Annotated in this window: 20 protein-coding genes; 11 read left to right on the top strand and 9 right to left on the bottom strand. The window is 69.0% G+C overall.

What is annotated here, in order from left to right; all coding sequences use genetic code 11:
* Positions 1–16: 16 nt before the first annotated feature.
* Genes HUA78_RS09390 through HUA78_RS09400 form a run of 3 tightly spaced genes read right to left on the bottom strand, consistent with a single transcriptional unit; the run spans position 17 to position 4,043 of the window.
* The gene (locus HUA78_RS09390; protein ID WP_174476099.1) at positions 17–1,480 is read right to left on the bottom strand and encodes a hypothetical protein; all 1,464 of its coding nucleotides are present in this window, start codon (positions 1,478–1,480) and stop codon (positions 17–19) included.
* Positions 1,481–1,482: 2 nt separating this feature from the next.
* Positions 1,483–2,937, bottom strand: coding sequence for a choice-of-anchor D domain-containing protein (locus HUA78_RS47480; RefSeq protein ID WP_174476100.1), 1,455 nt, complete (start codon positions 2,935–2,937; stop codon positions 1,483–1,485).
* Positions 2,934–4,043, bottom strand: coding sequence for a vWA domain-containing protein (locus HUA78_RS09400; RefSeq protein WP_174475862.1), 1,110 nt, complete (start codon positions 4,041–4,043; stop codon positions 2,934–2,936). Before HUA78_RS09400 ends, HUA78_RS47480 begins: the two co-directional genes overlap by 4 nt.
* A gap of 127 nt (positions 4,044–4,170) precedes the next feature.
* On the opposite strand from HUA78_RS09400, the gene HUA78_RS09405 reads away from it, so the two are divergent.
* On the top strand, positions 4,171–4,887 hold the full coding sequence (locus HUA78_RS09405; RefSeq protein WP_174454355.1) for a class I SAM-dependent methyltransferase: 717 nt from the start codon (positions 4,171–4,173) through the stop codon (positions 4,885–4,887).
* Here the strand turns inward: HUA78_RS09405 and HUA78_RS09410 are convergent, their stop codons facing one another.
* Both HUA78_RS09410 and HUA78_RS09415 read right to left on the bottom strand, forming a co-directional pair.
* On the bottom strand, positions 4,888–5,793 hold the full coding sequence (locus HUA78_RS09410) for an MBL fold metallo-hydrolase (RefSeq protein ID WP_174476101.1): 906 nt from the start codon (positions 5,791–5,793) through the stop codon (positions 4,888–4,890).
* A 9-nt stretch (positions 5,794–5,802) separates the two neighbouring features.
* Positions 5,803–6,333 (bottom strand): GreA/GreB family elongation factor, encoded by a 531-nt coding sequence (locus HUA78_RS09415; protein WP_174476102.1) that lies wholly within the window; start codon positions 6,331–6,333, stop codon positions 5,803–5,805.
* Between HUA78_RS09415 and HUA78_RS09420 the strand changes: the two genes are divergently transcribed.
* Entirely contained in the window at positions 6,317–7,036 is a 720-nt protein-coding gene (locus tag HUA78_RS09420) for a dienelactone hydrolase family protein (RefSeq protein WP_371745532.1), read from the top strand. The two genes, HUA78_RS09415 and HUA78_RS09420, sit on opposite strands and share 17 nt — an antisense overlap.
* 30 nt (positions 7,037–7,066) lie before the next feature.
* Here HUA78_RS09420 and HUA78_RS09425 read toward each other — a convergent pair whose 3' ends face one another.
* From HUA78_RS09425 to HUA78_RS09435, 3 genes are all read right to left on the bottom strand, one after another.
* Complete coding sequence (locus HUA78_RS09425) at positions 7,067–7,609, bottom strand: hypothetical protein (RefSeq protein WP_174476103.1); 543 nt, start codon at positions 7,607–7,609, stop codon at positions 7,067–7,069.
* A gap of 702 nt (positions 7,610–8,311) precedes the next feature.
* Positions 8,312–11,308, bottom strand: coding sequence for a DUF4105 domain-containing protein (locus tag HUA78_RS09430; RefSeq protein ID WP_371745533.1), 2,997 nt, complete (start codon positions 11,306–11,308; stop codon positions 8,312–8,314).
* A complete protein-coding gene (locus tag HUA78_RS09435) occupies positions 11,305–11,715 on the bottom strand; it encodes a hypothetical protein (RefSeq protein ID WP_371745534.1) in 411 nt (136 codons plus the stop codon). The genes HUA78_RS09430 and HUA78_RS09435 overlap by 4 nt, the downstream gene beginning before the upstream one ends.
* Here HUA78_RS09435 and HUA78_RS09440 point away from each other — a divergent pair.
* The 3 genes from HUA78_RS09440 to HUA78_RS09450 all read left to right on the top strand — a co-directional run bounded on the left by HUA78_RS09440 (position 11,693) and on the right by HUA78_RS09450 (position 14,937).
* Positions 11,693–12,151 carry a hypothetical protein gene (locus tag HUA78_RS09440; RefSeq protein ID WP_217442393.1) on the top strand — a complete coding sequence of 153 codons (459 nt, stop codon included), beginning with the start codon at positions 11,693–11,695 and terminating at the stop codon, positions 12,149–12,151. The two genes, HUA78_RS09435 and HUA78_RS09440, sit on opposite strands and share 23 nt — an antisense overlap.
* A gap of 479 nt (positions 12,152–12,630) precedes the next feature.
* On the top strand, positions 12,631–13,755 hold the full coding sequence (locus tag HUA78_RS09445; RefSeq protein ID WP_141643653.1) for a helix-turn-helix transcriptional regulator: 1,125 nt from the start codon (positions 12,631–12,633) through the stop codon (positions 13,753–13,755).
* A gap of 15 nt (positions 13,756–13,770) precedes the next feature.
* Positions 13,771–14,937 carry a metallophosphoesterase gene (locus HUA78_RS09450; RefSeq protein WP_174476105.1) on the top strand — a complete coding sequence of 389 codons (1,167 nt, stop codon included), beginning with the start codon at positions 13,771–13,773 and terminating at the stop codon, positions 14,935–14,937.
* Positions 14,938–14,946: 9 nt separating this feature from the next.
* Here the strand turns inward: HUA78_RS09450 and HUA78_RS09455 are convergent, their stop codons facing one another.
* Entirely contained in the window at positions 14,947–16,314 is a 1,368-nt protein-coding gene (locus HUA78_RS09455) for a thioredoxin family protein (protein WP_174476201.1), read from the bottom strand.
* Between the two features lie 107 nt (positions 16,315–16,421).
* Here HUA78_RS09455 and HUA78_RS09460 point away from each other — a divergent pair, with 107 nt between their 5' ends.
* The 6 genes from HUA78_RS09460 to traB all read left to right on the top strand — a co-directional run bounded on the left by HUA78_RS09460 (position 16,422) and on the right by traB (position 26,260).
* Positions 16,422–18,167, top strand: a complete 1,746-nt coding sequence (locus tag HUA78_RS09460; RefSeq protein WP_174476106.1) for a GTPase domain-containing protein — start codon at positions 16,422–16,424, stop codon at positions 18,165–18,167.
* Positions 18,168–18,318: 151 nt separating this feature from the next.
* A complete protein-coding gene (locus HUA78_RS09465) occupies positions 18,319–19,389 on the top strand; it encodes a hypothetical protein (protein ID WP_174476107.1) in 1,071 nt (356 codons plus the stop codon).
* 413 nt (positions 19,390–19,802) lie between these two features.
* Positions 19,803–20,966, top strand: a complete 1,164-nt coding sequence (locus tag HUA78_RS46310) for an endonuclease/exonuclease/phosphatase family protein (RefSeq protein ID WP_174476108.1) — start codon at positions 19,803–19,805, stop codon at positions 20,964–20,966.
* A gap of 85 nt (positions 20,967–21,051) precedes the next feature.
* A complete protein-coding gene (locus HUA78_RS09475) occupies positions 21,052–22,167 on the top strand; it encodes a glycosyltransferase family 4 protein (protein WP_174476109.1) in 1,116 nt (371 codons plus the stop codon).
* Positions 22,168–22,445: 278 nt separating this feature from the next.
* Positions 22,446–24,632, top strand: coding sequence for an outer membrane exchange protein TraA family protein (traA, locus tag HUA78_RS09480; RefSeq protein ID WP_371745535.1), 2,187 nt, complete (start codon positions 22,446–22,448; stop codon positions 24,630–24,632).
* Positions 24,629–26,260 (top strand): outer membrane exchange protein TraB, encoded by a 1,632-nt coding sequence (gene traB, locus HUA78_RS09485; RefSeq protein WP_174476111.1) that lies wholly within the window; start codon positions 24,629–24,631, stop codon positions 26,258–26,260. Before traA ends, traB begins: the two co-directional genes overlap by 4 nt.
* The last annotated feature ends 16 nt before the right edge of the window (positions 26,261–26,276 follow it).

Raw genomic sequence — 26,276 nt, forward strand, 5'->3', positions numbered from 1 at the left:
GGCCATGAGGAATTCCTCATGGGAGCCACTCCACCTGGAGCGTGTAGCCATTCGTCGTGCGCGCGTCATCGCCCACCACTCTCGCGGTGAGCCGCTGGCCCGCCACGGTCGGAGCCGGCAGCGACACCGTGGCGCCCTCCACGTTTTGCGAGCAGCCCAGTTCCACGCCTCCGCTCTCGCCCAAGAGACACAGGCGCAGCAAGCCACGGTCCGCCGCGTAGCCCGACAGCGACACCTTCACGCCTTGGGCCACGGGCACGGTGAATCGAACATGGTCCTGCTCTCCCGGGCAGACCATCCCCACCAGCGACAGGCGCTCCGGCAGGTCCGTGGCCGTATCGACGGTGTCGTTGGGCTCGTGGATATCGTCATCACAGGGCGTGCCTCGCGAGAGGAAGAAGCCGATGTCATACGCTCGCGGCAGTGTGTCACGCGAGGCGATCCGCACCGTATACGTGCCTCGCTCCGCCACGACGTGCGACATGCGGAATCGTCCCGTCGCCAGCACCCGACCCCTCGCGTCTTCAATGGTCGTGGAGAACACCGACTCCGCGAACACCTCCGCGTCCACGTTCACGCCGAGCTGGTCCCCTCGCTCCAAGGCGAGCGAGTAGTGGTCCACGTCATCCGGGCACAGCGTCAACTTCACGTAGCGACTCGCGCTCACGGGGAACGTCGTGGACACCGTGTCGTTGGGCTCCAGCGCATCCGGCTGACAAGCCCGGGGCTCACAGGTTCCCGTGCCGAGGTCGCAAAGCTGGTCCATCGCGCAGTCATCATCCGAGCCACACGGTGGAGAACCCGGCAGGCACGCCCCGCTCGCCAGATGACACACCCGAGGCACCTCGCAGTCCCGGTCCGAATAGCAACGCGGTGTCGATGAACACCGTCCCGCCGCGTCACACACCAAGCCCACCGAGCAGTCCGTGTCCGCCTCACACTGGACGCAGAGACCCTCCGCGCAGTGCTCCCCGTCCCCGCACGAGGTGACCTCGGTGCAACGGGCCACACAGGCATGCAGCCCGGGATTGCAGCGCTCCTCGGCACCACAGTCCGCATCCTCGACACATCCCAGGTCCTCCTCGCAGACGAGCGTGGACCCATTGCATCGTTGCCCGGTGGGACACTCGCCCCTCGCTCCCGAGGGACAGAGCACCACCTGCGTCCTCGCGAGACAGAGCCCCTGTCGGCACCACAGCCCGAATGCACACGCCTCGTTCGTCGCGCAGTCCGTGCCCCAGCCCTCACGAAGCACACAGGCCCGGGCCTCATCGTCACAGCGTTCCTTGAGCCGACACTGGCCGCTCGACTCACAGGCACCGCAGACACCCGCGAGCGTGCAGACCTGTCCTCCCTCGCAGTCCTCGCGCCGCGCACAGGACGTCGGGCTCGGCCCCGCATCCGGCAGCACGGGTGGCACTGTCTCCTTGGAGGAACAGGCGAACACGCAGCACGCCACCACGAGGAGCCACCACCGCATCGTCACGGCACCTCCGTGACCACGCCCGAGGGCCACTGCACGTCCGCCGCCGTCCACACCTCACCCTGACTCGCCAGGGTGCGACGGAACTCGCCCTTCAACACGCCCCGGTCATACACACGCACTGTCGCCCCACTGCGCGGGTCCACCGCTCCATTCGCGCGCGCCAGCACCACCGCCACACGGTAGGTCCCCGCCACCGGGCTCTCGTAACCGAACACCTCCGGGCCGTAACCCGTCAGCCGGTCTCTCAACAACTCCGGGTCCTCCGCGAGTCCGGGCGCTCCCCAGTCCGGACGCGGATTCGCGTAGTGACAGTCGTCCACAGAGCCCGGCACCGCGTCCACGCCCCGCGACACATGCAGGTCCAGGTCCGTCTCCGCGTGGTCCCAGGACACGTCCACCAACAGTCGCTGCGCCGGCACCGCCAGGACACGCGCGCTCGCGGGACGAGGACTTCGAGCGCCAGCGGCATCCATCACCGCGAGTTCCACCACGTACGCCCCCGGCACCACCGGGTCCAACCGCAACACCGTGCGGGCCGCCCCCGGCTCCATCACCTGAGCCCGCGCACCCACCGGTCTCTCCCGCAGCACCCATTCGTACGTGAGCGGCCCATCCCCATCCGCGTCCGTCGAGGCCGTTGCGTCCAGCACCACCTCTCCTCCAGGTACGCTGTCTCCCATCGCACCCATGACAGGCACCGGCGCCAGATTCACCCCGCCGTGCAGCGCCACTCGCGCCTCTCGGTGGTCAGGGTCCGTGGTCCGCAGCAGGAGTCCTCCGCTCACCTCCTCGGAGGCAGCACCCAGAGGCACCGCATAGCGGACCGACAGCTCCACCTCGCTCGACACATCCAGGACCGCCGGGGTCTTCGTGGAGCCCACGAGCTGAAAGGCCGACGGTATCGAGTCACCAACAAGGGTCAGTGATTCGAGCACCAGCGGCGCGTTGCCCCGCGAGCGCACCTTGAAGGAACGCACCACGGCGGCACCTTCCGAGACACGTCCGAACTCGATCCGCTCCGCGTCCAACTCCAGAATCGCCGAGGTACGCCCCTCTCCTCGCAATGACACGTCGAGCGACGGACGACTCGGGTCATCCGTGTGCAGCTCCAAGGTCGCCGTGTACGGAGACTCGCGCGGAGGGACGAAGGCCAACAGCACGGGGGACTCCGCCTGCGCGGGGACTTCCACTGGCGCGGAGATGATTCGAAACGGACTGTCCGCCTCCCGCACCGAGACACCCACCACGCGCAGCGGAGCACGCCCCGCGTTCACCAGCGGAAGGGACACCGTGCGCTCGTTCAGCGCGGGCACCTCTCCGAAATCGAGCGTGGATTCGGGCGCCACCCAGCGAGGCACCACCGGCAGCGAAGACACATCCTTCCCGCAGCCTCCCGTCAGCAAGCAGCCCACGACGAGCCACCACCCTCCGCGAGCCGCCCACGTCCTCACGACGCGTCCTCTTCCACGTACTCCAGCTCCACCCTTGACCCGAGCCCGGGCACCGAGTCCCCCGCGAAGAACACCGTCCTTCGCTCGGGCTGGTACACCCAGCCATCCTCGGCTCCGGCCCTGGGCGTGCAGACGGCATCCAACGCTTCGCCTGGTTGACCCGCGCACGCCTCTCGGTCCACCGCGTCACAAGCGCTCAGCGCGTCCTGCGTCGCACCACAGGGATACCGCACCCGGACCCGCAACGAGTCCACACGAGGGACACGCTCCAGCGCGAACGTGCGCCGCAAGCCCACCGCGCTCGTCGCCAGCGTGCGGAGCGCTCGCGCGAAGTCCTGGTCACAGATGCTCCCCAGCTCCCCACCCATCAGCGTCACCAGCTCCGCGTACCGAGTCCCCGGCTCCGCGCCACAGCCATTCGCGGGCACGTCCCCGATGATGGCGGAGGCCACCACCGTCCCGTCATTTCCCAGCCCCTTCGCCTGCTCGAACGCGCGCCAATACATGCGCACGTCATGCGGCGAGCGGTCGTCCTCATCCGTCACGAAGGCCAGATAGAGCCACGCTCCCGGACGCAGGAAGTCCACGGCGTGCTCCAGCGCGCAACCGTCGCGGCAGGGTTGTGTGGAGCAGCGCGCCACACAGGCCGCGCGGGCCTCCAGCACCGGTGCGTTCTCGCGAGCCACCTGCTCCAGCACGAGGTTCGCGGCCTCCAGGCCCGCCTCGTACGCACTTCCCTGCGTCCCCACGCGCACGCTGTTCGCGAAGGCCTGCTCCAGCTCAGGTGTGTCCGGCCTCAGGATTCGCGGCGTGCCCACCAGGGCCCCCGGCCGCGTGAAGGTGTCCGTCGTCGCCACGCCCATCCGGTAGTCGACGCGCCCCTCGCGGAACAGCGAGATGAAGGCCTGGAAGTTGCGCGCGAGCGACTCCTGACGCGGTGCCATGGAGGCCGAATCGTCCACCACCCACAGGACATCCACCGCGGGGGCAGGGCGCTGCGCGTACGTGTCGACGTGATAGCCGGCGGGAAGCGAGGGCACGAGCCGCTCGTCTCGACAATCTACGACCAGGAGCGCCAGGAAGGCGACGGCGGCTGCACGGCGCATGAGCGAGCAGCCTATTACCACCGCTCCTCGGGAATCGAGCAGGCCGTCCCGCCGAGCGTTCATGGTGCACATGGACAGCCAGAAGCAGTCCTGGCGCGGCCCCGGGTGCGGTACACCCAACCTCACCATGTTCCACCGCCAAGGGCCCACCCTCCTCGAGCTGGCCGAGCAGGCCATGACCTCCGTCGAACACGGCTACGACCTGCTCGCCCCCAAGTTCGACTACACACCCTTCCGCACGCCAGACCCCGTGATCCAGGCCGCCATCGACGCCCTGGGCCCTGCCGGCTCAGTCGACACCGCCCTGGACGTGTGCTGTGGCACCGGCGCCGCCATGCGCCACCTGCGGCCACTCGCCCGGGAGCGCGTCGTCGGCATCGACCTGAGTCAGGGCATGCTCGAGGAAGCCGACCGCCGCCTCTCCGGCGCTCCGGGCACCGCCGCCTTCCAGTTCGTCCGGGGTGACGCGCTGGAGATGACCTTCGACGCCGAGTTCGACGTCGTCACCTGCTTCGGTGCCTTCGGTCACATCCTCGAGTCGGACGAGCCGCGCCTGCTGCAAGGCATCCATCGCGCCCTGCGTCCCGGTGGCCGATTCCTCTTCGTCACCGGACATCCACCGTCGATGCTGCGTCCGGGCTACTGGGTGGCCCGAGGCTTCAACGCCGCCATGCGCGTGCGCAACGCCCTCTGGAAGCCGCCCTTCGTCATGTACTACCTGACGTTCCTGGTGCCTCGCGCCAGGGCACTGCTGGAGGCCCAGGGGTTCACTGTCGAGGTTCGCGACAGCATCCTCCCCGAGCCCTTCACGCCCCTGGCCACCGTCATCGCGACGAAGCGCTGACTACTTGCTGTCCGTCGCCTTCGCCGCGCCCTTCTCCAGGCCGCGGTACACCGTCTCCAGCCACACGTCCGTCTTGATGTAGCCCTCGCCGAAGGACTTGAGGTGCTCCGGCACGCCCTCCGCCTTCACCTGCTCCAACGTCTTGCCGGCCTCACGCCGGGTGCGCACCAGGGCCACCGACTCGCGCAGCGCCCCCACGAAGCGCTCCAGGCCCGCGCGGTCCGTCAGCGGCCCGTGGCCCGGAATGATTTTCACGTCCGCCGGGAGCGTCTGGAGCAGCTTCTCCACGTTGCGCACGTACCCTTCCACCGAGCCGCCGCTGTTCACGTCGATGAACGGGAAGGCGTCCACGAAGAACTGGTCACCCGTGTGCATCACGTTGGAGCCCACGAAGTGCACCAGCGTGTCGCCATCCGTGTGGCCCGCCGGCAGGTGCGTCAGGCGAATCTCCTCGCCGTTGAAGTACAGCGACATGCCCGTGTCGTAGGTGATGACCGGCAGCGCCTCCTTCTTCGCCGGAGGGACGACTCCGCGATCCCCCCTGTCCTGCCCGACCACCAGCCGCGTGCGCACCTCGCGATGCGCCACGATGCGGCCCTCGCGGCCGAAGACGGCGTTGCCGCCCGTGTGGTCGCCGTGCCAGTGCGTGTTCAGCACATAAGCGATCTTCGCCTTGCTCAGCTTGTCCAAGGCCTTGTGAATCTTGGGCGCCAGGGGCTCGAACTGGTCATCGACGATGAGCAGGCCATCCGGTCCCACCGAGACGCCGATGTTGCCGCCCGCGCCCACCAGCATGTGCACGTTGCCCGCGACGGGACTGCTCGTCACAGAGACCTTCTCCACATCCTTCAACTGCGCCAGGGCCAGCGAAGGAATCGCGACCAGGACCGCCAGGAGGCTTCGCATGTCGGGGACTCACAAGGACAGGGGTGCGGGAAACGGAGAGGCACCATAGTCCACCGCGACCACCGTGTACTCCACCGCGCCTCGGGGTCGCTCCACCTGCACGGACTCCCCCACTTCCTTGCCCAGCAACGCCCTGGCCAGCGGCGACTCCACGCTGAGCCTCCCCGCCTTCACGTCCGCTTCATCCAGGCCGACGATGCGGTAGCGCACCCGCTCGCCCTCTTCGTCCTCCAACTCCACCCACGCGCCGAAGAAGACACGTCCCACCTGCGCCGGGTCTGGCTCCACCACCCGCACTTCCTCCAACGTCGCAGCGAGGTGCCGCGCTCTTCTCTCTCGCTCCTGACGCCGCACCCCGGCCTCCAGCGGCGTCAGCCCTTGCGCACCTGCGTCCGGGCCCTGCATGGACGCCAGTTCGTCCTGCAGCGCGCGGTAGCCCTCGGGCGTGATGTAGCGCTTGTCTCCCGAAGCGGACCTCGGGCGCGGCGGCACCAGCGCCTCATCCCCACCCGAGTCTTCCTTCGTGAACGCCTTCGACATTCCCGCCTCCACGAGCCGAGGCACTTCAAGGCCCCGAGATCAAGCTACGCCGCTTCCTCCATCACTCAAGGGGTGCGCGCATGGCAGGGCAGGCAAGGCTGACTGGCAAGCAGGGCCAGGAACTGGCTGGCTCTCGTGGTGGGGCCTGAACGCGCACATCCAAGGCATCGCCGACCGACTCGCGAAGGAGGGCTTCACCGTGTTCGCGGTGGACCTGTACCACGGCCGCACGACAAAGGACGCGGCGGAGGCGGACAGGCTGTTGGCGCAACTGGACTGGGGCAAGGCCAGCGAGGAGCTACGCGCCGCAACGGATGCGCTGCGCGAGCGCGGTGGGCCGGGCACCAAGGTCGCCGTCCTGGGCTTCTGCATGGGAGGCGCGCTGACGCTGCTGGCGGGAGTCACTGACCCGCAGCTCGACGCCGTGGTCCCCTTCTACGGGATTCCTCCGGAGACCGTGGACGTCACGCGCATCCGCGCGCCGGTGCTGGGCCACTTCGCGAAGAACGACGACTGGTGCACGCCGGACCGCGTGGATGCACTGGAGCAGAAGCTGAAGCGCGCCCACGTGCCCGCGGAGTTCCACCGCTACGACGCCAGCCACGCGTTCTTCAACGACACTCGACCGGAGGTCCACTCGCCCGAGAATGCGCGCCAGGCGTGGAAGCGCACCGTGGACTTCCTCCACGCGAAGCTCGGCTGAGCCTCGCGCGGAGGACGGACGACGCTCGGCTCAGGTGCCGGGCGTGGGCGCGGGCGTCCCGGACGGCTGCGGCACGGGGCTGGGCGCCGCCTCCGGGGTGGTGGCCGGCGTGCCGGACGCGGGGGTCTCCGTGGCCGGGGTCTCCGTGGCCGGGGTCTCCGTCGCGGGAGCCTGCTCCGGCGCGGCGGGAGCCTGGGGCGCGGTCTCCACGGGAGCGGCGGGCGCCTCACCCGAGGGCGCGAGCTGCAGGCGGTACTCCTTCACGCCCTTGGGCAGCACCACCTCCACCAGCGGGTTCTCCTTCAGCAGCGCCTCGTTCGCCTCCAGCTTCACCAGGCCATCCGCGTCGCTGAGGACGTTCAGGCGCGTACGGCCCTCGCCCGCGCGTACCCGGGCCCCCTCCACGGGCTTGCCGGAGCCATCCACCACGCGCAGCGCCACGGTCTGCCCGGGGGTGACGCCAGCGGCGCTCGGAGGAGCAATCAGCTCCTTGTAGGTCGGCCGCAGGGCACAGGCGGTCAGCAGCGAGGTGGAGGTCAGGACGACGGTCAGCAGGGCTCGGCGGAGGCTCATGGGAATTCCGTACGGACGTGAGGGGACTAACGGGCGCGGCAGCATAGCCGCAGACGGCGAGCCGCCAAGCCCCACGCCCGCCCCCTTGGGTTTGCCTGGCCCGTTTTCCCCGGCTTGCCCCTGGGATGAACCAGGGGGCCGCAGGGCGGCCCGCTCACCGATGGGGGCAGCAGCCCTTCCACATGTCCGTCGCCGACCCCACACCTGAGGGACGGCGGGAGCGCCACACCTGCCCCTTGGGAGGCTCGAAAGCCATGGTCGAGATGATTCGCTCCGATAGAACCACCAACCCTCCCCCCTATGCGCGGGATGTGCACCGCGAGCTCAGGTACTCGGAGCTTCCAGCGGGCATCGGGATGAAGTCCGAGGAGATCCGCTTCAAGCACAACCGGTTCGTCGTCAGCGTGGCGACGATGCTCATCACCAGCTTCGTCGTCTTCTTCGTGCCGCTCTTCAACGGCCTGATTGGTGGCGCGTTCGGCGGGTTCCACGCGCGGACCATGAAGCGCGCGCTCGGCGCGGCGCTCGTCAGCTCCATCGCGCTGCCAGTGTTCATCGCGCTCTTCTCCTTCCTCGCCGGCCCCACCCAGCTGCGCATCTTCGGCGGGCTGGGGTTCTGGGGATGGACGGCCCTCTACGTCATCGGCACGTTCATCGGCGCCGCCACGGGCCCCTACTGTCGCCCGCTGTTGACCGAGGGCTTCAACGCAGCTCCAACCCCAGTGCCAGCCGACGGTCCATCGTACCGGACCACCACGACGACGGAGACCGTGACTCGCGAAGTGATTGTGGAGCGAGTGAGCCCTCCCAACGAACCTGTGCGCGAGGAGTGAGCAGCACCCCGAAGGGCCCCGCGCGCCCCAGCCACCACTCCACCTGGAGCCAGGCCCCCGCCTCATGCGTGAGGCGGGCGTCGCCCATGCGCCAGGTGGGGGCATAGGCCGCTTCCAGGCGCACCGCGTTGGCCCCCGAGCCCGGCAGGCCCGTGCGGTGTGTCAGCGACAGGCGAGGCCCCGCCGCGGGCGTCAGGGCGTGCTCGCTCCAGTGCATCCGCGCGAGTCCTCCCACGCCCACCGCCGTGAAGCGCGAGAAGCGCGCGCCCGCGTCCACCACCACCAGCGCCTCCGCCTGCACGGTGGCCCGGTAGGGCAACGCTCGCGCCGCGTCCGAGGCCACGCGCGCCTCCGCGCCCCACCCGAGCGAGTCCCACGCGGACTCGCGGAACTGGGGCAGTTCGCGCTGCAACGTGCGGTAGCCCACCAGCGTCATGTCCGTGGACACCACGCGCGGAGGGCCCCACCGAGGCTCCAGCGACAGCTCACCATCCAGGACCCGCAGCTCGCTGCTCGACTGGAAGCCATGCAGGCGCGAGTCCCCCAACGCCTCCGCCATCCCCGCGGTGCGCACGCTCACCACGGGCCGCGCCGCGCCCACGTCGGGGAAGTCCATGCCCACGCTCACCACCGTGCGCGCCGCGCCGGACTCCCGCAGCGCCGAGGCCGCCCAGCGTGTCTCGGCCTCCACCTTGCGACGACGGTCCGCCCCCAGGAAGGCCACCGCGTCGACCTCCGCCAGCACGCCGTCATTCAGCTCGCCCTGTGCCTCGGTGGCCCGGACGAAGGCGGCCTCGGTGCGCTCCGCGCGGACGAGGACCTTCAACTCCTTGGGCGTCGGCGGGCGGCGCGGCGCCCTGGCCAGGGCTTCCTGGAACAGCGCCGTCCGGTCCAGCACCGCCAGCTTCCGCTGCAGCGCGTCCTCTCGCTCGAAGACCCGCTGACGCTCGCGGATTCCCGCCTCCGCGGAGCCCTTCAGGGGTGTCTTCACCGCGAGCAACCGCTGGCGCTCGATTCGCAGCCGCTCTCCTTCCAGCCGGTCCAACGCCGCGCGCTCCACCCGCACCGCATGGGCCACGTAGGCATGCAGTGTCTCGCGCACGGAGGCTCGGGCCTTTGGCGATGCGGAGGCGAGCACCCCGCTCACCGTCTCCGGCAGCTCTCCATAGGCCTCGCGTCTCGTGTCGGGCTCGGGAGATTGAAGGTGGGCGTGAAGGCGCAGCAGCCGCGTCAGCGCGGAGGTGTCCACCAGGCCCGTGAGGGACTCCAGGGTCTCTCTTCGTATCGCGTCCGCGCGCACGGCGCGGTCTCCGGTGGACTCGAAGGCGTCCGGAATCAGCTCCAGCAGCGGGCCCGCGGGGCCTTGCTTGCCCAGCACCTCCAGCTTCGCCAGCGCGTCCAACGTAGCCGTGGGCAGCACCCACAACGCTCCGGGGGAACTCACCTGTCGCCCGTGCTCCAGGACTCCGTTGAGGAGGAAGAGGAGCGCGCTCGCGCAGTTGTCGGTGAAGAAGTAGTAGCCCATGTACCCGCGCCGCTCGAGCTCCCAGATGCGCTCCAGCATCCGCGCCTCCTCGCCACGAGTGAGGCGCAGTCGGAAGCGGCGGATGGTGCGTTGCTCCAGCTCCAGCGACTCGTGGGTGAGGTCGCCCATCGTCCCGGTGAGGAAGACGGTGTCGTAGCTGCCCGTCATCCCCTTCACCACGTAGCCCAGGCCTCGGGGCTCCAGTCCCGTGAGCGCCACGAGTTGCACGACGCGCTCGAAGGAAGGGCCTCGCACCTGGGCGCCCTCGCTCCAGACGGGGCGCAGCAGCAGGTGGCCGAAGAGGGACTCGGGCTGACGTCCCGTGGCCGCCACCAGGAGGACCTCGACATGGGACAGGAGGTCGCGTTCCGCCCAGGCGTCGAAGGCCGGACAGTCCCCGCGTGAGCGCGGCGCTCCGAGCCCCGTAGCCTCCACCAGCTCCGTCAGCGCGCGCGACTTGGAGAACTCCTGACAGCGCACCTGCTCGTCCACGGACAGCGCGTCCTCGCGCAGGGACTCCACTGGGACGAAGTATTCTTCCGCGAACGTCACCAGGTCCTGCGACGCGCTCTTCTGTCCGAGTGCGCGACTGAAGGCTCCGGCGTAGTGCAGGCGCGCTTCCTCCTTCCAGACCAACGGGCGCTCGAAGGGCTTCATCCAGCCCGACAGGCGGCGCCAGCTCTGGGACCGGCTCCACTGGTAGACGTCGTCCCAGCGCTGCACCACCGCGTGCACCACGGCGCGGCGGCGCCACAGCCGCGCCGACTCCTCATCCGTCAGTCGTGACAGTCGCAACGTCGCGCGACGCTCCGAGGAGGGTGCGTACTGGTAGAGGTGGAAGCGGGCGCGCTCCTCGGACCAGTCCGGGCGTGCCGCTGTTCCATCACCCAGCCCCAGTGGAGCGGACGCGGGATGAAGGACGAACTCCAGCGGACCTCCTGGAAAGCGGCGCATCGCGGGCGGCAGGGCGCTCAGGCCTGCTTCCACCTCGCGCACCAGGGACTCGTCGCTCGCGGCGGCACCTCGCAACAGGACGCCTGCTCGCTCCAGCGCGGACACGCGTTCCTTCAGGGGACGTGTGTCCTCCGTCGTCCCGCCTCGCGATGGAGGCTCGGCCTTCTCCGTCGCTCGGGCGCCAGCTCGCGGCGACACTTCGTCCTCCATCGCCGCACTTCGCGATGGAGACTCGGCCGGGTCCGTCACTCGCGGCGACATTTCGTCCTCCATCGCCACACTTCGCGATGGAGGCTCGGCCTTCTCCGTCACTTGCGCGCCGCCGGGCTCCGCCCACGCGGGCAGCGTGAGCGCGAAACTCAGCAGCCACGCCGCCCGGCGCCTCACTCCACCACCTCCGCCGTCGCCTCCTCCCCACCATGGGCCGCGAGGAAGGCGCGCCGGTCCTCGTCGAGCCTCGGGTCCGTGCGCGCCAGCTCACCCACCCGCGCCAACCAGGCCAGCGCCCGCTCGGGCGTCAGGGTGCGCGTGTCCGCCATCGCCAGCAGCTCGCGGCGGTTCGCTCGCAGCAGCCGCCCGAAGGTCCCCAGGTTCTCCCGACGGATGCTCGCCGCCGACGCCAGGTCCTCCACCGTGGGCCCCGCCCCCAGCGCCAGGTCCTCCCGAAGCTGGTGCGTCCGGGAGCGCAGATACACCTGCGCGGCCCGCCCCACCTCCTCCGGCGGAGGAGGCGCCTGACGCCGCCGCTCGGCCGCCGCTATCACCCGCCAGATGACCACCCCCAGGCCAATCACCGTGGCCGCCACCGTCGTCGCCGACACCACGCGCCCATCGTTGTTCTCGCTGTTGCTCGTTTCCGAGCGCGAGTCCTTCCCCTCCCCTGCACCCTCCGACTCGCTGGTCCCCGTGTCGCTCTTGCTGGAGCGCGACTCGCTGGACCCTCCCTCCTCGGAACTGTGGTTCGAGTTCTCGCTGGAGCCCGACTCCGACTTGCTCGAATCGCCGGACCCCTTCGACGAGTCCCCGGACCCCTTCGATGAATCCCCGGATCCGTCCGACGAGCCACCCGAGCCCGAACCCGAACCCGAACCGTCGGACGACCCCTCCGACGCGCTCATCCCTCCACTCCCCGTGGCCCCCGGCGTCCGACACCCTGTCACGCCCAGCAACACGGCCATTCCCAACGCAAGTTTCCCGGTGCGCATCATCGTCATCTCAGACTCCCCCTGAATGAGCATTCGTTCGCCGCGAGCAATGGACAGACATCCGTCCAGCCTCACGGAAGGAATTCATTGTCATGAATATGTTAGCCAGTGGCGTGCCGGCTGCGAAACAGTGATGTTTCGCGGCCTTGCGGATGACGCCACGCATCAAAGCGCGAAGCGGACGTCCCAGGGGTGCGTCACGGGCTTCGCGCCAGATGTAGGGAAAGTGCGGGGTACAAGGGCGACGCGCCGGGCATCGACTGTCGATCCCCGGCGCGCGCTCACATGAAACCTACCGCGAAAGGCCCTCCCCCCCGGTGGGCCTGCACTTCATTGTCGCGCGGTACGCACTGCGATTTCCATGCGGGGAAGCCCTGATGTCTGCTTCCACCCGGAAGCCTCAGACTCCAGGGCATGTCGCCGATAAATGCTCAACAACTCACAACTTCGACGTGTTGGTGGGATAGTGGGAGTCACTCATTGCCAGCGTATACTCAGGATATCGTGATTCGTTTGAATTCCGAGGAACAGCGTATCCTGGCGGACCTGGAAGCCCTGCTCGTCGAAGCGGAGCCGAGTTCGGAGTCCCTTCCCACACTTCTGGGGGCATTGCGCGACACGCTCAAGGCGGAGCGCGCGGTGGCCTACGGCGTGGATGTAGGGCCGGACCGCTACCACGTCAGCTATTCCTTCAACTCGGGCTTCCCCCAGGAAGGGGAGTCGGTCTTCGACGCCCTGGAGACCTTCCTGTCGGACCGGGAGAGTCTTTGGGGTTGGTATGATCCAGCCCGTCCCGCGCCGGCCCAACGCAACCGGGCGCTGCACTTCCGCTCGCTGCAGGAGTCGGAAGCGCGGCAGATGCCCTTGCATGACCTGCCCGCATATGAGGTGGGGCGGCGTCTGGGATTGACCGAGGCGGAGCTGGACGCCCAGAGAGACCGGGTCAACACCCGCTCCGGCGCGGTGTACCGGCAACTGGGCATGGAGCGCATGGCCTTCCTTCGCACCCTGGTCTGCGAGGGGCCGTCGCTCCTGGGCTGGCTGGGGTTGATGCGCGAGGAGCCCTTCACCGAGCGCGAGCAGCGGGTGCTCCAGGCGTTGACGCCCACGTTGCAGCGGCGGCTGACGATGGAGACGCGCCTGCGCGAGTCGGGCCTGATGTCCACCGCGCTGGAGGTCGCGATGGAGGCGCTCGGTCGAGCCGCCTGGGTCGTCAGCGGCAGCGGCCGGGTGGTGCACGCCAACAGCGCGGGCCGGGTGTGGCTGGAGCGCGGCGAGCCGGAGCTGATGGAGCAGCTGCGCCGAGGCGCCCAGGGCATCCCCTGCTCGGGGCCGCTGACGCTCACGCCGCTGCGCACCACGGGGCTTCCCGCGCACTACCTGGCCATCGACACGGGCACCGCCTCCAGCGCCGCCGCGCGCGTGCAGGCCCTGGCCGCGCGCTGGTCGCTCACCGCGCGCGAGTCCGAGGTCCTCACGCACATCGTCCAGGGCGAGACGAACAAGTCCATCGCCGGCAGGCTGGGCTGCGCGGAGCGCACCGTGGAGGTCCACGTCACGCACCTGCTGGCCAAAGCGCACGTGGAGAGCCGCTCGGCGCTCATCGCCCGCTTCTTCCAGACGTCCTGACTCTACAATGAGCGGGTGAACGACTCCCAAGCCACCCGCATCCAGGCTGCCCACGCTCGCGCCCGACAGGCGGTGGAGGCAGGTCCCCGCTCCGCGCCCCCTGACGGTGTCCCCCGCCGACGACGGCTCGCCCTGGGCGACCCGCAGGCGGACTTCGACAAGGTCCTGGGCATCCTCGACCACCACGGACTGCTGGGCGCGGACGGCTGGCTCCTGCCCGACGTGCAGCTCATCTCGGTGGGAGACCACTTCGACTGGGGTCGTCCCGAGGAGCGCCTGCACGCGGCGAACAGCGCGCTCGCGCTGGTGGCCTGGCTGGCCGCGCATCCCGCCGACCAGGTCCTCCTGATTCTGGGCAACCACGACCTGGGCCGCGTGGGAGAGCTGGCCGGCTTCGACGACGCCCGCTTCACCGTCGCCCAGGCGGAGGCGGACCGCGTCTACCAGAAGGGCCTCACCGACGAGGCCGGGGAGAAAGCCTTCCTGGCGCGCTGGCCCCAGGTGCCCACGGCCGAGCTGGTGGCCCGCGACTTCGGCAACTTCCTGGAGGCCCAACGCGCCTGGGTGGAGCACCTCTTGCGCGTCCGGCGCTTTCGCACCGCGCACGCCGCGGGCCACGGGCTGCTGGTGCTGCATGCGGGCGTCACCCACGAGGACCTGGACGTGACGGGCCTTGCCCCCGAGCGCCGCGCGGACGCGGACGCGGTGGCCCACGCGCTGAACGCGACGATGGACGCGGCGGTGGAGGCCTGGACGCAGGGACGGCTGGAGGTTCCGGGCCTGCACCAGCCGGGCGACGCCGCGCACGGCGAGGGCACGGGCATCTTCTACCAGCGCCCCAGCACGAAGCCGGAGGACGCCGAGCGCACGCGTCAGACGCCGCGTCGGCGCTTCGACCCCAGGCGGCTTCCCTCGGGACTCACCCAGGTGGTGGGGCACACCCGCGACAAGCGCATCCGGGAGCTGATGGGCGTCACTTCGGGCACGGCGCTCGACGGGGTGGTGCGCCACCTGGTGACGGACGGCACGCGGGTGGACTGCGCGCACGGTGCCCCGCCAGCGACGGGCCCGGCGGAGGCGGTGCTCGTCTTCATCGACGGCGGGATGAGCCACTGTCCCGTCGACGCGTACGAGCTGTTCGACCTGGGTCAGCGCGCCGCCGTACGAGCGACGGCGCGCTGACCTGAAGGACTACTTCGGCGCGGGCTGGGCCTCCGCCTGGAGGCCGGCGAGCTTCTTCTCCAGCCCCTTCATCATGCGCGGCGACACCTGCGAGGCGGGCAGCGTCTTGGCGTAGGCGATGGCGTCCTCCACCGTCTTCGTGGCGCCCGCGACGTCCTTGCGCGCGACGTGGATGTCGACCCGGTTGGACAGCACGTTGATGCGGCGGGAGCCCTTCACCCGCGCGAGCGCGCGGTCACTCGCCGCGAGCGCATCATCCAGGCGCCCCTGCAGCCGGTACAGCGTGGCCAGCCGCGCGGGCGGGTTGTAGTCCTGGGGCAGGTCCTTCTCGCTCTGCTCCAGCGCGGGCACGGCGCGCTCGGGCGTGCCCAGCTTCATCGCCGCCAGCATGCGGTGCGAATCAAAGACGGAGCGTGCGTCGGGGTTGGGCGCCTTGGCGGCCTCCGCCTCCAGGAACGCCAGCCACTCGCCCGCGAGCGCCTTCACGCCCGCCTCGTCCTTCTCCAGCTCTCGCGCGCCCACCCGCATCTCGTAGAGGCCGGAGCGGTCATCCCCCGACATCTCGATGATGGGAGCGCCCATGGCCTCGACCACCCTGGCCTCCAGGGCCACGCGCAGCTCCTTGCTCGCGGCCTGGTCCGGAATCGACAGCGCGCACATCAGGCCCATCATCGAGGCGTTGGCCCACGACAGCGAGCGCGGCGTGCCCGGCAACAGCTCCAGCGCCTTCTTCGCGCACGGCTCCACCTGCATCGCGCCGTACATCGCCGTCATCAGGGACTCCACCGCGCGGCCCCGACGGGACCAGTCCGCGGGTGCCTCGGCCAGGGCCTCCGTCAGCGTCTCCGCGGCCTCCGCCGAGCGTCCCTCGCCGTAGAGCGCGTCACCGCGCGCCAGGAGCGCCTCCGCGCCGGTGATGCCACCCTTGTAGGCGCGCTCACCGTCCTCGAAGAGCTTCACGAGCTGCTCCACCGTGGCGCTGCCGGCGAAGCGCAACAGCGGCTTCTCCTCGCGCGGGTCGATGACGTACAGCGTGGGCCAGAACTCGATGGGGAACTTCTCCTGGAACGCCGCGTTCTGGGTCAGGTCGGTGTTCACCTCCAACCAGACGTAGCGTCCGGCATGGCGCGCCAGCGACTTGTCCGACAGGACATACGCTTTCATGGAGCGACAGGTGTGACACCACGGTGCCCAGACGTCGACGAAGAGGGGGATGCCCTTCGCCTTCGCCTCGGCGAGCGCGCGGGCGTAGTCATCCTCGATGAACGGCAGGGGGGCTCCGGCATGCGTCGCATCCGTGGACACGGGGGTGTTCGTGTTCGCGGCGGTGCAGGCGACGAGCCCCAGCAGCAACAGGCAGGCGGCGTGGATGCGCATGGCGGCGGACCCTACCGCGCCCTCGCCGCTCTGTCCCTCAACGACATCCGCCACGCAAGCAACTGGGCACCCGCTCCCGCACATGCTCTGGTGTGCGCGGACCTCCGATGACGAGAGACCCCTACACCCTGCGTGATTCCCTCGCGTCCGCCCTGGACGCCCTGCCCGCCCCCGAGCGCTTCCCCGAGGCGTCGGACGCGGACCTGGCCCGGCGTCTGGCCGAGCGGCTGCGCAGGGACCTGCTTCCCCGCCTGGGTTCCGCGGACGCGCCCCTGTTGCTGGTGGCCATCGCCGGCCCCAACAACGTGGGCAAGTCCACGCTCTTCAACGCGCTGGTGGGCGCGCCGCTGTCGCCCGCGAGGCCCGAGGGAGGCCTGACGAAGCAGTGCCTCGCGGCGGCCCACCCGGAGACGTGGACGGGCGCGCTGAAGGACTTCCTCACCCGTCGCTACGACACGGTGCCCGTAGCGCCGGGAACGCTCGCGCCCGTGGACCAGCCGGGCCCCGCGGGGCGGCTGTACCTGGTGCTGGCGGACGCGGTGCCGCGCGGGCTGCTCGTCATGGACACGCCGGACTTCGACAGCGTGTACCGGGAGAATCGCGAGCGCGCGGAGGCGCTGCTCGTCACGGTGGACGTGCTCGTGTTCGTGGTGAGCCGGCAGACGTACCAGAACGCGGCGCTGGTGGACTTCCTGCGCGCCGCCGTGGGCCATGGGCGGCCGTACCTGCTCGTCTACAACGAGGCCTCGCGCGAGGAGGTGGCGCGTGGGCACCTGGACAAGCTGGCCTCCGACGTGGGCCATCCTCCGCTCGCGCGGTACCTGGCGCCGCACCAGCCCGACGTCGAGGCGGGCCTGCGGGCCCTCGCGACGGAGCCGCTGGATGGGAGTCCTCCGCTCGATGCCCTCCTGGGAGAGGCCGAGCACGCACGGGAGCTGAAGGCCCGGGCGCTGGAGGCGTCGCTCGCGGATGCTCGCGCGGAGCTGGAGGCGGTGGCGCGCGCGTCGACTCGCGCGGCGAGCGAGCCGGAGCGGCTGCGGCAACGCCTGCGTCACGAGCTGGAAGGCGTGGGCCGCGCGGCGGCGCTCAAGGCGGTGCCCGCGGACGTGCTCATCGATGCCTTCCGCGACGAGTTGGACGCGCGCAGCCAGTTCCACAAATGGGTGCGGCTGCCCTTCCGGGGACTGGCCACGGCGCTCACGTACGTGAGTCGCAAGGTGCGCCAGTCCTTCACGGGGCCGGAGCCGGAGGGCTCGCAGACGCCCTCGCGCACGGTGGACGCGACGATGACGGATGGGGTGCGGCGGCTGGTGGATGCCTTCGCGCCGGAAGTCGCCGCGTGGCGCGGAGACCCCGAGACACGAGAGAAGCTGACCGAGGCCTTCGGGCCCGTGACGCTCGCGAAGCTGGAGGAGCCGCTGGGCTTCGAGTCCCTGCACGCCCACGCGGCGGACCGCGCCACGCTCTATGCCTACTGTCGCGAACTGGTGGCGGGCGAGCTGCAGGGAGGCATGCGCGAGGAGCTGCTCCAGGCGCTGACGACGCTGGTGTACTCGGTGCCATCGGGCGCGGCGGCGGTGGTGACAGTGGCCACGGGCGGCTTCGGCCATGACGCGGTGGTGTGGGCGGGTACGCTTTTGTCCACGCCGCTGATGGAGCGCTTCGTGGACCTGCTGGGCGCCCAGGTGCGTGCCCGCGTCACCCGCAAGTGGGCGGACGCACATGGCGCCACGCTGGCCCGCGCGCTGGAGACGCGGTTCTTCTCGGACGTGCTCGGCCACCTGGATGGGCTGGCGGACGACTGGAACCACACCGCCGCGCGACTGGAGGCCACGCGGGCCGAGCTGTCGTGACGGCTGGCGGGTGGACGAGCCGTCGTCCTCCTGGTTCAGCGGGCTGGGAGGCGTGCGCACTGAGACACCGAGGCGACACCGCGCGGACGGACAGGACGGATGACATTCGGTCCGTGCGTGTGCGGCGACAATGCGCCATGCTGCGAGCGTCATGAATGGCTCGGACCCCGGAGCACCGGGCTCCCCACCTCCCGTCCTTTCCTTCCGCCACCTGCTGACCGACGCTGTCGGTACGTTCCTGGATGAGGCGGGGATGTCGTGCGCGCAGACGGCCGACTCCATCGGCGAGCTCATCGTCACGCTGTCGCGCTACCGCGAGGAAGGCGCACCGCTGTTCCCCATGGCCTTCATGGGGGACGACCTGGGGCAGATGCTCGCGCTGCTGGGCGGCAAGGACCCCATCGCCATCGGCATCGGGCCCCGCTCACGCGCCACCGTCCAGCGAGCCCTCAAGCAGTGCGCGCCGTTGGGGCAGGGTCGGTGGTGGGCGCTGTACCTGCTGCGGGTGCCGGAGGGCTTCGCCTACGGCGTGTTCCGCACGGACCCGTTTCCGCTCGCGGAGTCACCGCTGGAGCGACTGCGGCGGACGGAGGAGGCGCAGGCGGGTGTCGTGGGTGTGCTCCAGCTCGCGGACAACATGCTGGAGCTGCGCGCGGGTGGCGGGCTGTGCCGGCACGTGTACCTGTCGGGTGCGCGCGTGGAGGGGGCGTCACCTCCCGCGGTGCTCAACGAATTGGCGGAGGCCATCACGGATGGCGTGGCGAGCGCCAGTCTGGAGCGAGCCCGAGGGTTCTTCCGGCGCGTGCTCTTCGAGGTGATGCAGTCGTCCCATGGGGCGCTGGTGGCGGTGCTGCCCCGGGAGCGCGCGGGCTCCACGCTCTTCGTGGACGGCATCATCCTGCCGCGCCCATTGGATATCGTGGCGCTGCTGGACCGGTATCACGTGGACCCGACCGACTCGGCGGCCACGGCGGTGCGAGCCACCGGGCAGCTTCTGCGCGGAATGATGGCGACGGATGGAATCACCGTGCTTCGCGCGGATGGGTGCATCGTCGGGTACAACATCTTCGTGCGGCACCCGGAGTCGCTCGCGCATCAACCGTCCGTCGTGGGCGGAGCACGTCGGCGCACGTACGAGGTCCTGGGCGCCGCCGTCGGCACCGAGCTGACCGCCGCGTTCATCCGCTCCCAGGATGGTGACGCGGCCTGCCGTCGCGCATAGCAATTCCTTCCACTGCCTATCCACAGCGCCTGGTCTGGCCGACAATCATTTGTCAGACCGCCGCGAAACCGTCGTCTCTTCAACAGCCACCCAGCCATTTCAGAGACACGTGGCGGAAAGTCAAAGTGAAATCTCCCAGTGACAACTCTCCCCACCAGCGCTCGAACGCGTCCACCAAGACCGGGCTTCTGGTGGGTATCTGCCTTGCTACGTTCCTGACCGCCCGGATCGCTGAAGCCTCATGCCCCGAAGGACAGACAACAACCTGCACCTTCGAAGGATGTGCGGGAACTTCAACATGCAGCAACAGGGAGTGGAGTGAGTGTGCGCCCACCCCGGCCTGCTACGAGACGCCGCCCATGGGTCTCCGGTACGTGACGAGCGGGATTGGGGCAGGAAAGGAGAAAACCGTCGTGGGCGTCCCGGACGCCGCCACGACAGACCCGTTTCCCACGTATCTATTTACCCAGGCGCAAAAGAGTCTGACTTTCACTGCGACGGCGGAAGACCCCAATCGGGGAGTCAAATCCGTCAAGCTCACCGGCGAACTCACTGTCTGGTGCATGTCGCCTCGCCGCAGTGTCTACAGCACCGAGACGCGCTCGGCGCAGACGTTCCCTCTCTCGAATGAGAACAGCGCCGCGACAGCCTCTCCCTCGCGCACCGTCTCCCTCGCAGCGACGTTCAAGTCGTATACGGAGGAGACCCGCTGCGCGCCCGGCCTTTTGCCCTACCGCATCGACCTCGCGCTCACGGCACAGGCCACCGACGGCAACAACAACGTCCTGAAGACGCCACTGCGCCGGTATGTGTTCGTCCAGTCATTCAAGGTCGCGACATTCAACATCCGCAACGGCAAGAACATGGCGAACCAGGACAGTGCCGACATGCTCGCCATGTACTTGGAACCCGATCACAGAGTGGACATTGTCCTCTTTCAGGAGACCAGCGAAGACACCGTTTCACGTCTCCTGATGCAGCCCTGGCTCCGAGAGCTCTCTCGATACCGAGCCCTCTCTGGGAACAACGATCTGGCCATCTTCAGCAGGTTCCCCATCGCGCAGAACGTGGTGGTCCCTTTTTCGCAGCCACTCAGGGACTACGTTCATCGATGGCACTACGTGGTGATGGACATGGGCGGATTCAATCCTCGGATTGCGAATCTTCACCTCATCGCGACCAGCGTCGCCGAGGAGCGAGACCTGAATGAATTCACCTATCGCCGACAGGAAATGGATGAAGTGATGTTGGTGATGCGTCCGCCAGGCCCTCCCTCCATCATCGCGGGTGACTTCAATGCGCCCGTCTACAAAGACGACCCGCCCTATACCTACATTCGCGCGGAATGGGACTCCCTCTACTTTCAACCACCGTACAAGCATTTCTGCATGGTGGCGGGCTGCGAGGTGACGCCGGAGCTTCTGCCCCGCTACAACCTTGACCAGATCTGGCTGGGGATGAGCACGCCGGGGTTCGCGATTGTCGACGCCTACACGGCTTTCGATGAGCCTATCTACGAACCCACGTTCCTCTCGGACCACCGCATGCAGGTGGTCCGCGTGCACATCAAGGAATAGTGGGGACAGGGGGAGTCGCGCCCTGCTCCCGATATGAGCCTCGGTTCTCCTCGAAAAGGAGGAGAACCCATGGTGTGCTGGAGCCATGAACTTCGTCTTCGTGGGTACCAGCCTTGGCGCCCGGGGAACAGAGACCCACCTGGTCAGCCTGGTGCGCGCAATTGCCCAGGCTGGCCACGGGGTGGTCACCGTCGCGCGAGAGGGGGGCTTCATCGCCAGGGAGTTGGAGTCCCATGGGCTCGCCGTCGAGCCCGGCGTCTTCCGAAACGCGGCGGATGTGAGGGGGATGCGCAGCGTGCTGCGCGCCATCCGCCGTACGCGGCCCCAGTGGTTGGTGGGCAGCTTCGGACATGAGTACTGGCCGCTGCTGATGCTGGGGGGGATGACCGGCACACCGGTCGCGCTCTTCCGCCATCTCAACAGCCGACTCAAGCCTATGTCCCGCCTGCTGCTACCCCGCTGGGCGCACCGATTCATCGCGGTCTCGGAGTCCATGCGCTCGAATCTGGTAGAGCAAGGTGTTGCCTTCGAACGGGTTCGGCTCCTCTACAATCCGTTGGACGTTGGCTACTTCCGCCCAGATGAAGAACGAAGGGCGGAGGCGCGTCGCGCTCTTGGAGTGAGCGCTGACGAAGTGCTCATCGGATTCGTTGGCGCGCTGAAGCCAGAAAAGGGAGCGTTCCGACTGGCCGAGGCCCTGAATCAGGCCATGCCACTTCGACCTGGGCTGCGCGCACTTTGGGTGGGCGAGGAGGCAGCGCATCCGCGATTGAGAGCGGCTCTTGCGCCAGAGTTCCACCACCGACACCTCCTGCGCGGATGGACGAGCGATATGCGCTCCCTCTATGCCGCCATGGACGTAGCCACCATGCCATCTGAGTGGATGGAACCCTTCGGGCGTGTCTCCATCGAGGCTCAGGCGTGCGGAGTCCCAGTGCTCGCCAGCCGCATTGGAGGATTGCCAGAAACCCTGCGGGAGGGAGAGACCGGTGGACTGGTTCCTCCTGGAGACGTCGCGGCCTGGCGTGAAGCACTGCTGAACATGGCGGACATGGCGCCAGCTCGTCGGCGGGCGATGGGGGAAGCAGGGGCTCGATTCGTTCGAGAGCGCTTTGCCGCCGAGCGCATCGTGGAGGAGTTCTTATCGATGCTAGAGCCAGCTGGAGCCGGCCCCGCAGGTCGCCTGGGCCCTGGGGCCTGACGCCGGGCGTTCCGAGGACCGAACCGGCCAGTAGGGGTCTTGCGCACACGACGCCGGGCCGGGATTTTCGGGCTGTTCTGGATAACAGCTGCAACCTGTGTCGGTAGAGGCACAGGTTTGCTGTCCGGAGCCTGACCTCTCACGTCACATGGCACCGTGGACGCACAGATGGCCGGAGAATTGAGTTTGTCAGAGGCTTCCAGCATGCTGGCGCGGCCTTGAAATCCCCCTTGTTCCGCATCGCGCGATTCGCGCTCGCTGCCCTCGCGGTGTGCCTCGTGGCCCCCTCTGCGTGGGCCCAGAAGCTACCGGACGTCACCGTCGCTGGTCCGCCTATTGCCCCCGCGCTGAGCGAGAGCGGCCAGGGCCTGTGCGTTGCGTCCAACGTGTGGACGCGGACCCCAGGCGAGTTTCCGCAGACGCGTGGCACATTCCTCGACGGCATCAACGGGTTCTTCGAGGAGCCCGCCAGCAAGCAGAACCGCATCACGACCGTGCTGCGCACGCCGTTCGATCTGTCGAACAACCTCAACGATGGTCGCACGCTCAGCTTCGGCGACTTCGTGGGTCAGGTCACCATGCCTGGCTGCTCCACCGGTGGATGCAGTTTCAACGTCATCAACGACAATGATGCGTTGACACCATTCGTCTCCCGCTTTCGCGGCTACTTGAACATCCCCGCTAGCCTCGTAGGCCAGACACTGCATCTTGGGTACTACTCGGACGATGCCGTCAGTCTGGTCGTCTATGACCGTGCTCAGGCCTATACGGTCATCAACCGACCGCCACAACTCGGCGCCGCCACATGGCGAACAACCAACAGCGTGACCTTCGCCCAGTCAGGGCTCTACGCCGTTGAGATTCTGTACGCCCAGGTGACGGAGCACGCCGCGCTGGAGATGTCGATGCTCGTAGGAGCCTTCACGGACTTCGAGCGAGCAGCCAACGTTCCGCCGATCATCAACCTGTACAGCTCCAACTTCCAACTGCTCCAGCCCGCGCAGTTCTTCCAGACGGAGAACGGCATCCCGTCCTATTCGACGGACCCCAACCGCTGCGAGCAGTGCATCCGCGCCAACGTCAACGCCCAGAACAACGGCGGCTGTGATCCCTACTACCACTGCAACTCCGCGGCCCTGTGCGCCCCTTGCGACTCCTCGCTCCGCTGCGGCGCGGCCTGCTCTCCCTGCGGTCAATCCACGCCCCTCTGCGCCAACATCAACGGCAACACGCAATGCGTGCAGTGCACGGATGATAGCCAGTGCCCCAACGGCCGCTGCGACCTGAGCGACAACATCTGCCGAGGATGCAACGGCGACGACGACTGCCCGACCAACGGCCGCTGCGACCTGAGCGACAACACCTGCCGAGGCTGCAACGACGACAACGACTGCCCGAACACCGGCCGCTGCGACCTCGGAACGAACCAGTGCTCGGGCTGCAACGACGACGCGGACTGCCCGGGCGCCGTCTGCGACGAGCCCACCGCCACCTGCGTCCCCTGCACCGACGATGAGCACTGCCCCGATGGCCAGGTCTGCGCGACCGACATCAACCAGTGCCGCGAGTGCAACGACGATTCGCAGTGCGTCCGCGGTGAAGTCTGCACCAATCACCAGTGCGCCCCCTGCGCCACCGATGACCAGTGCGCCGGCAACTCCTGCAACTGCTGCCCCAATGGCACCCAGTGCTCCGCACTGACCGCCGGCGGGTCTCCCTCCTGCGTCGAGTGCACCACCGATGACCAGTGCGCTAACGGTCAGAAGTGCGATCCGCTCAACGGCACCTGCGTCACCACGCTGCCCGAGTGCAACACCGCCGATGCCTGCGGCCCCGCCTGCGCCAAGTGCCCTGGCGAGCGCCCCTTCTGCCTCGACGGCGAGGTCTGCGTTCAGTGCCGCACCGACCTGGAATGTGGCGACGGCCAGTTCTGTCTCAGCGGCGAGTGCAGCACCTGCACCACCGACCGCCACTGCGGCTCGCGCTGCGAAGCCTGCGAGACGGACGCACCCTTCTGTCTCTCGGATGGCTCGGTCCAGAACAGCACCTGCGTCGGCTGCAGGAGCAATGACGACTGCGGCAGCGGCCAGTGCAACCCCACGACGCGCACCTGTGAGAACGCCGGCGCCTGCGCGGTGACCTGTGACGCGGGCCTCGTCTGCGATGGCGAAGCGTGCGTCCAGTGTTTCGCCGACGCGCACTGCCCCTGCGGCGGCACCTGCGACCTCACCAACAACACCTGCTCCTCTTCGTGCGAGGACAGCGGCGACTGCCTCGGCGTCCAGCACTGCTCGGCCAAGACGCAGGAGTGCGAGCGAGGCCGACGCAAGCCCGGCACCGACCCACAGGGCGGCGCCTTCTGCTGCGGCACCGCCGCCGACGCCACTCCGGCTGGCAGCGCCACCATCCTCGTCCTGCTCGCCGCGGGCCTCCTGCTCCTCCGCTCCCAGCGCCGCGTCCGATGAAACCCTTCCACCTGCCGCTCCTCCTCCTGGCGCTCGGAGGGGCAACCCTCGCCTCCGCCCAGCCGGACGCCCGCTTCGACGTGCAGCTGTTCCGCCCGTCCGCGGCGCCGCAGGACCTGGTTGTCGTCACCCAGTCCCGTCCGCTGTCACACATGTCCGTGGCCTTCGGGCCGTACTTCAGCTACTCGCTCAACCCCCTCACGCTGGTGCCCGAGGGCGGAGACCTCGAGAAGATCAGCCTGGTGGGCAACCGCCTCCAGCTCGACGTCATGGCCATGGTGGGCCTGTTCGACTGGGGCGAGATTGGCGTGGACCTGCCGCTCATCCTCGCCCAGGGCGGACAGAACCTGGAGGTCATCGGCACCGAGGGAAGCGTGGAGAGCTTCGTGCTCGGTGACTTGCGCCTCTCCGGCAAGGTGGCCATCCCGGGCCTTCGCCGTCCCGCCGAGGGCAAGGGCTGGGGCGCCGCGCTGACGCTCAACGTGTCCTTCCCCACGGGCGCGCAGGACGCGTTCGCCGGCGAGGGCGAGATGACGTGGGCCCCCGGGCTCGTGCTGGACTACCGCTTCGGCAACGGCATCCTGCTGGCGTTCAACGGCGGCTTCTGGAAGCGGCCGGACCGCGTGTTCGACGGCGTGGCGCTGGGTGACATGGCGCCCTTCGGCCTCGGCACCGAGGTGCCCATCCTCCGAGGCAGCGGCATCACCGCGCTCGCCATGGTGAACGGCGCGGTGGGGCTGAAGAAGGCTCCTGGAACAGAGCGACAGATTCCCGCGGAGCTGCTCATCGGCCTGCGCTGGTACAGCTCCACGGGCGTGACGTTCACCTTCGGCGGCGGCGCGGGCTGTGGCTGCTCGCTCGCGTCGCCCACGCTGAGCCTCTTCACGTCCATCATCTGGATTCCGGCGAAGACGCGCGAGTGGGAGGCGCTGGAGCGCTTCAAGGAGCCGCCCGAGCCGGCACCGCCGCCTCCTCCGCCGGTGGACCCGGATGGCGACTCGGTGATTGGCGTGGGCGACAAGTGCCCGGATGTGCCCGGCCCCGTGGAGAACGCGGGCTGCCCGGACACGGACCGCGACGGCGACGGCACGGTGGACCGGCTCGACAGGTGCGCGGACCAGCCGGCGGGAAGCCGTGGCCGTGATGGGTGCCCGCTCGCGCGCCGCGACGGGAACAAGATTGTCATCCTGGAGCAGGTGAACTTCGCCACGGACCAGGACGTCATCCTCTCCGAGTCCTTCCCGATTCTGGAGGAGGTCGCCCGGGTGATGAACGAGAACCCGGAGATGGACCGGGTGTTGGTGGAAGGCCACACGGATGCCCGCGCGAGCGATGCGTACAACCTGGACCTGTCGCGTCGGCGTGCGTCCAGCGTGATGCGCTTCCTCATCCAGAGCGGCGTGGCGGCGGAGCGGGTGTGTTCGCAGGGCTTCGGTCGCAGCCGGCCGCTGTCCGACAACGTGACGGAAGAAGGCATGGCGCTCAACCGCCGCGTCGACTTCACCATCCAACCGCCCAGCGATGGCCCGCGTCCGCCCTGCCCCGAGGACCCGTCCGAAAAGAAGGGCAAGCGCCCCCGTACGAAGGCGCCAAGCCCCAAGGCCAGCCCCGCCGCGCCGAAGCCGTAAGCGCGGCGGCGCGGGC

The sequence above is a fragment of the Myxococcus sp. CA033 genome, from assembly GCF_013336625.1.
GTDB classification, from domain to species: domain Bacteria; phylum Myxococcota; class Myxococcia; order Myxococcales; family Myxococcaceae; genus Myxococcus; species Myxococcus llanfairpwllgwyngyllgogerychwyrndrobwllllantysiliogogogochensis.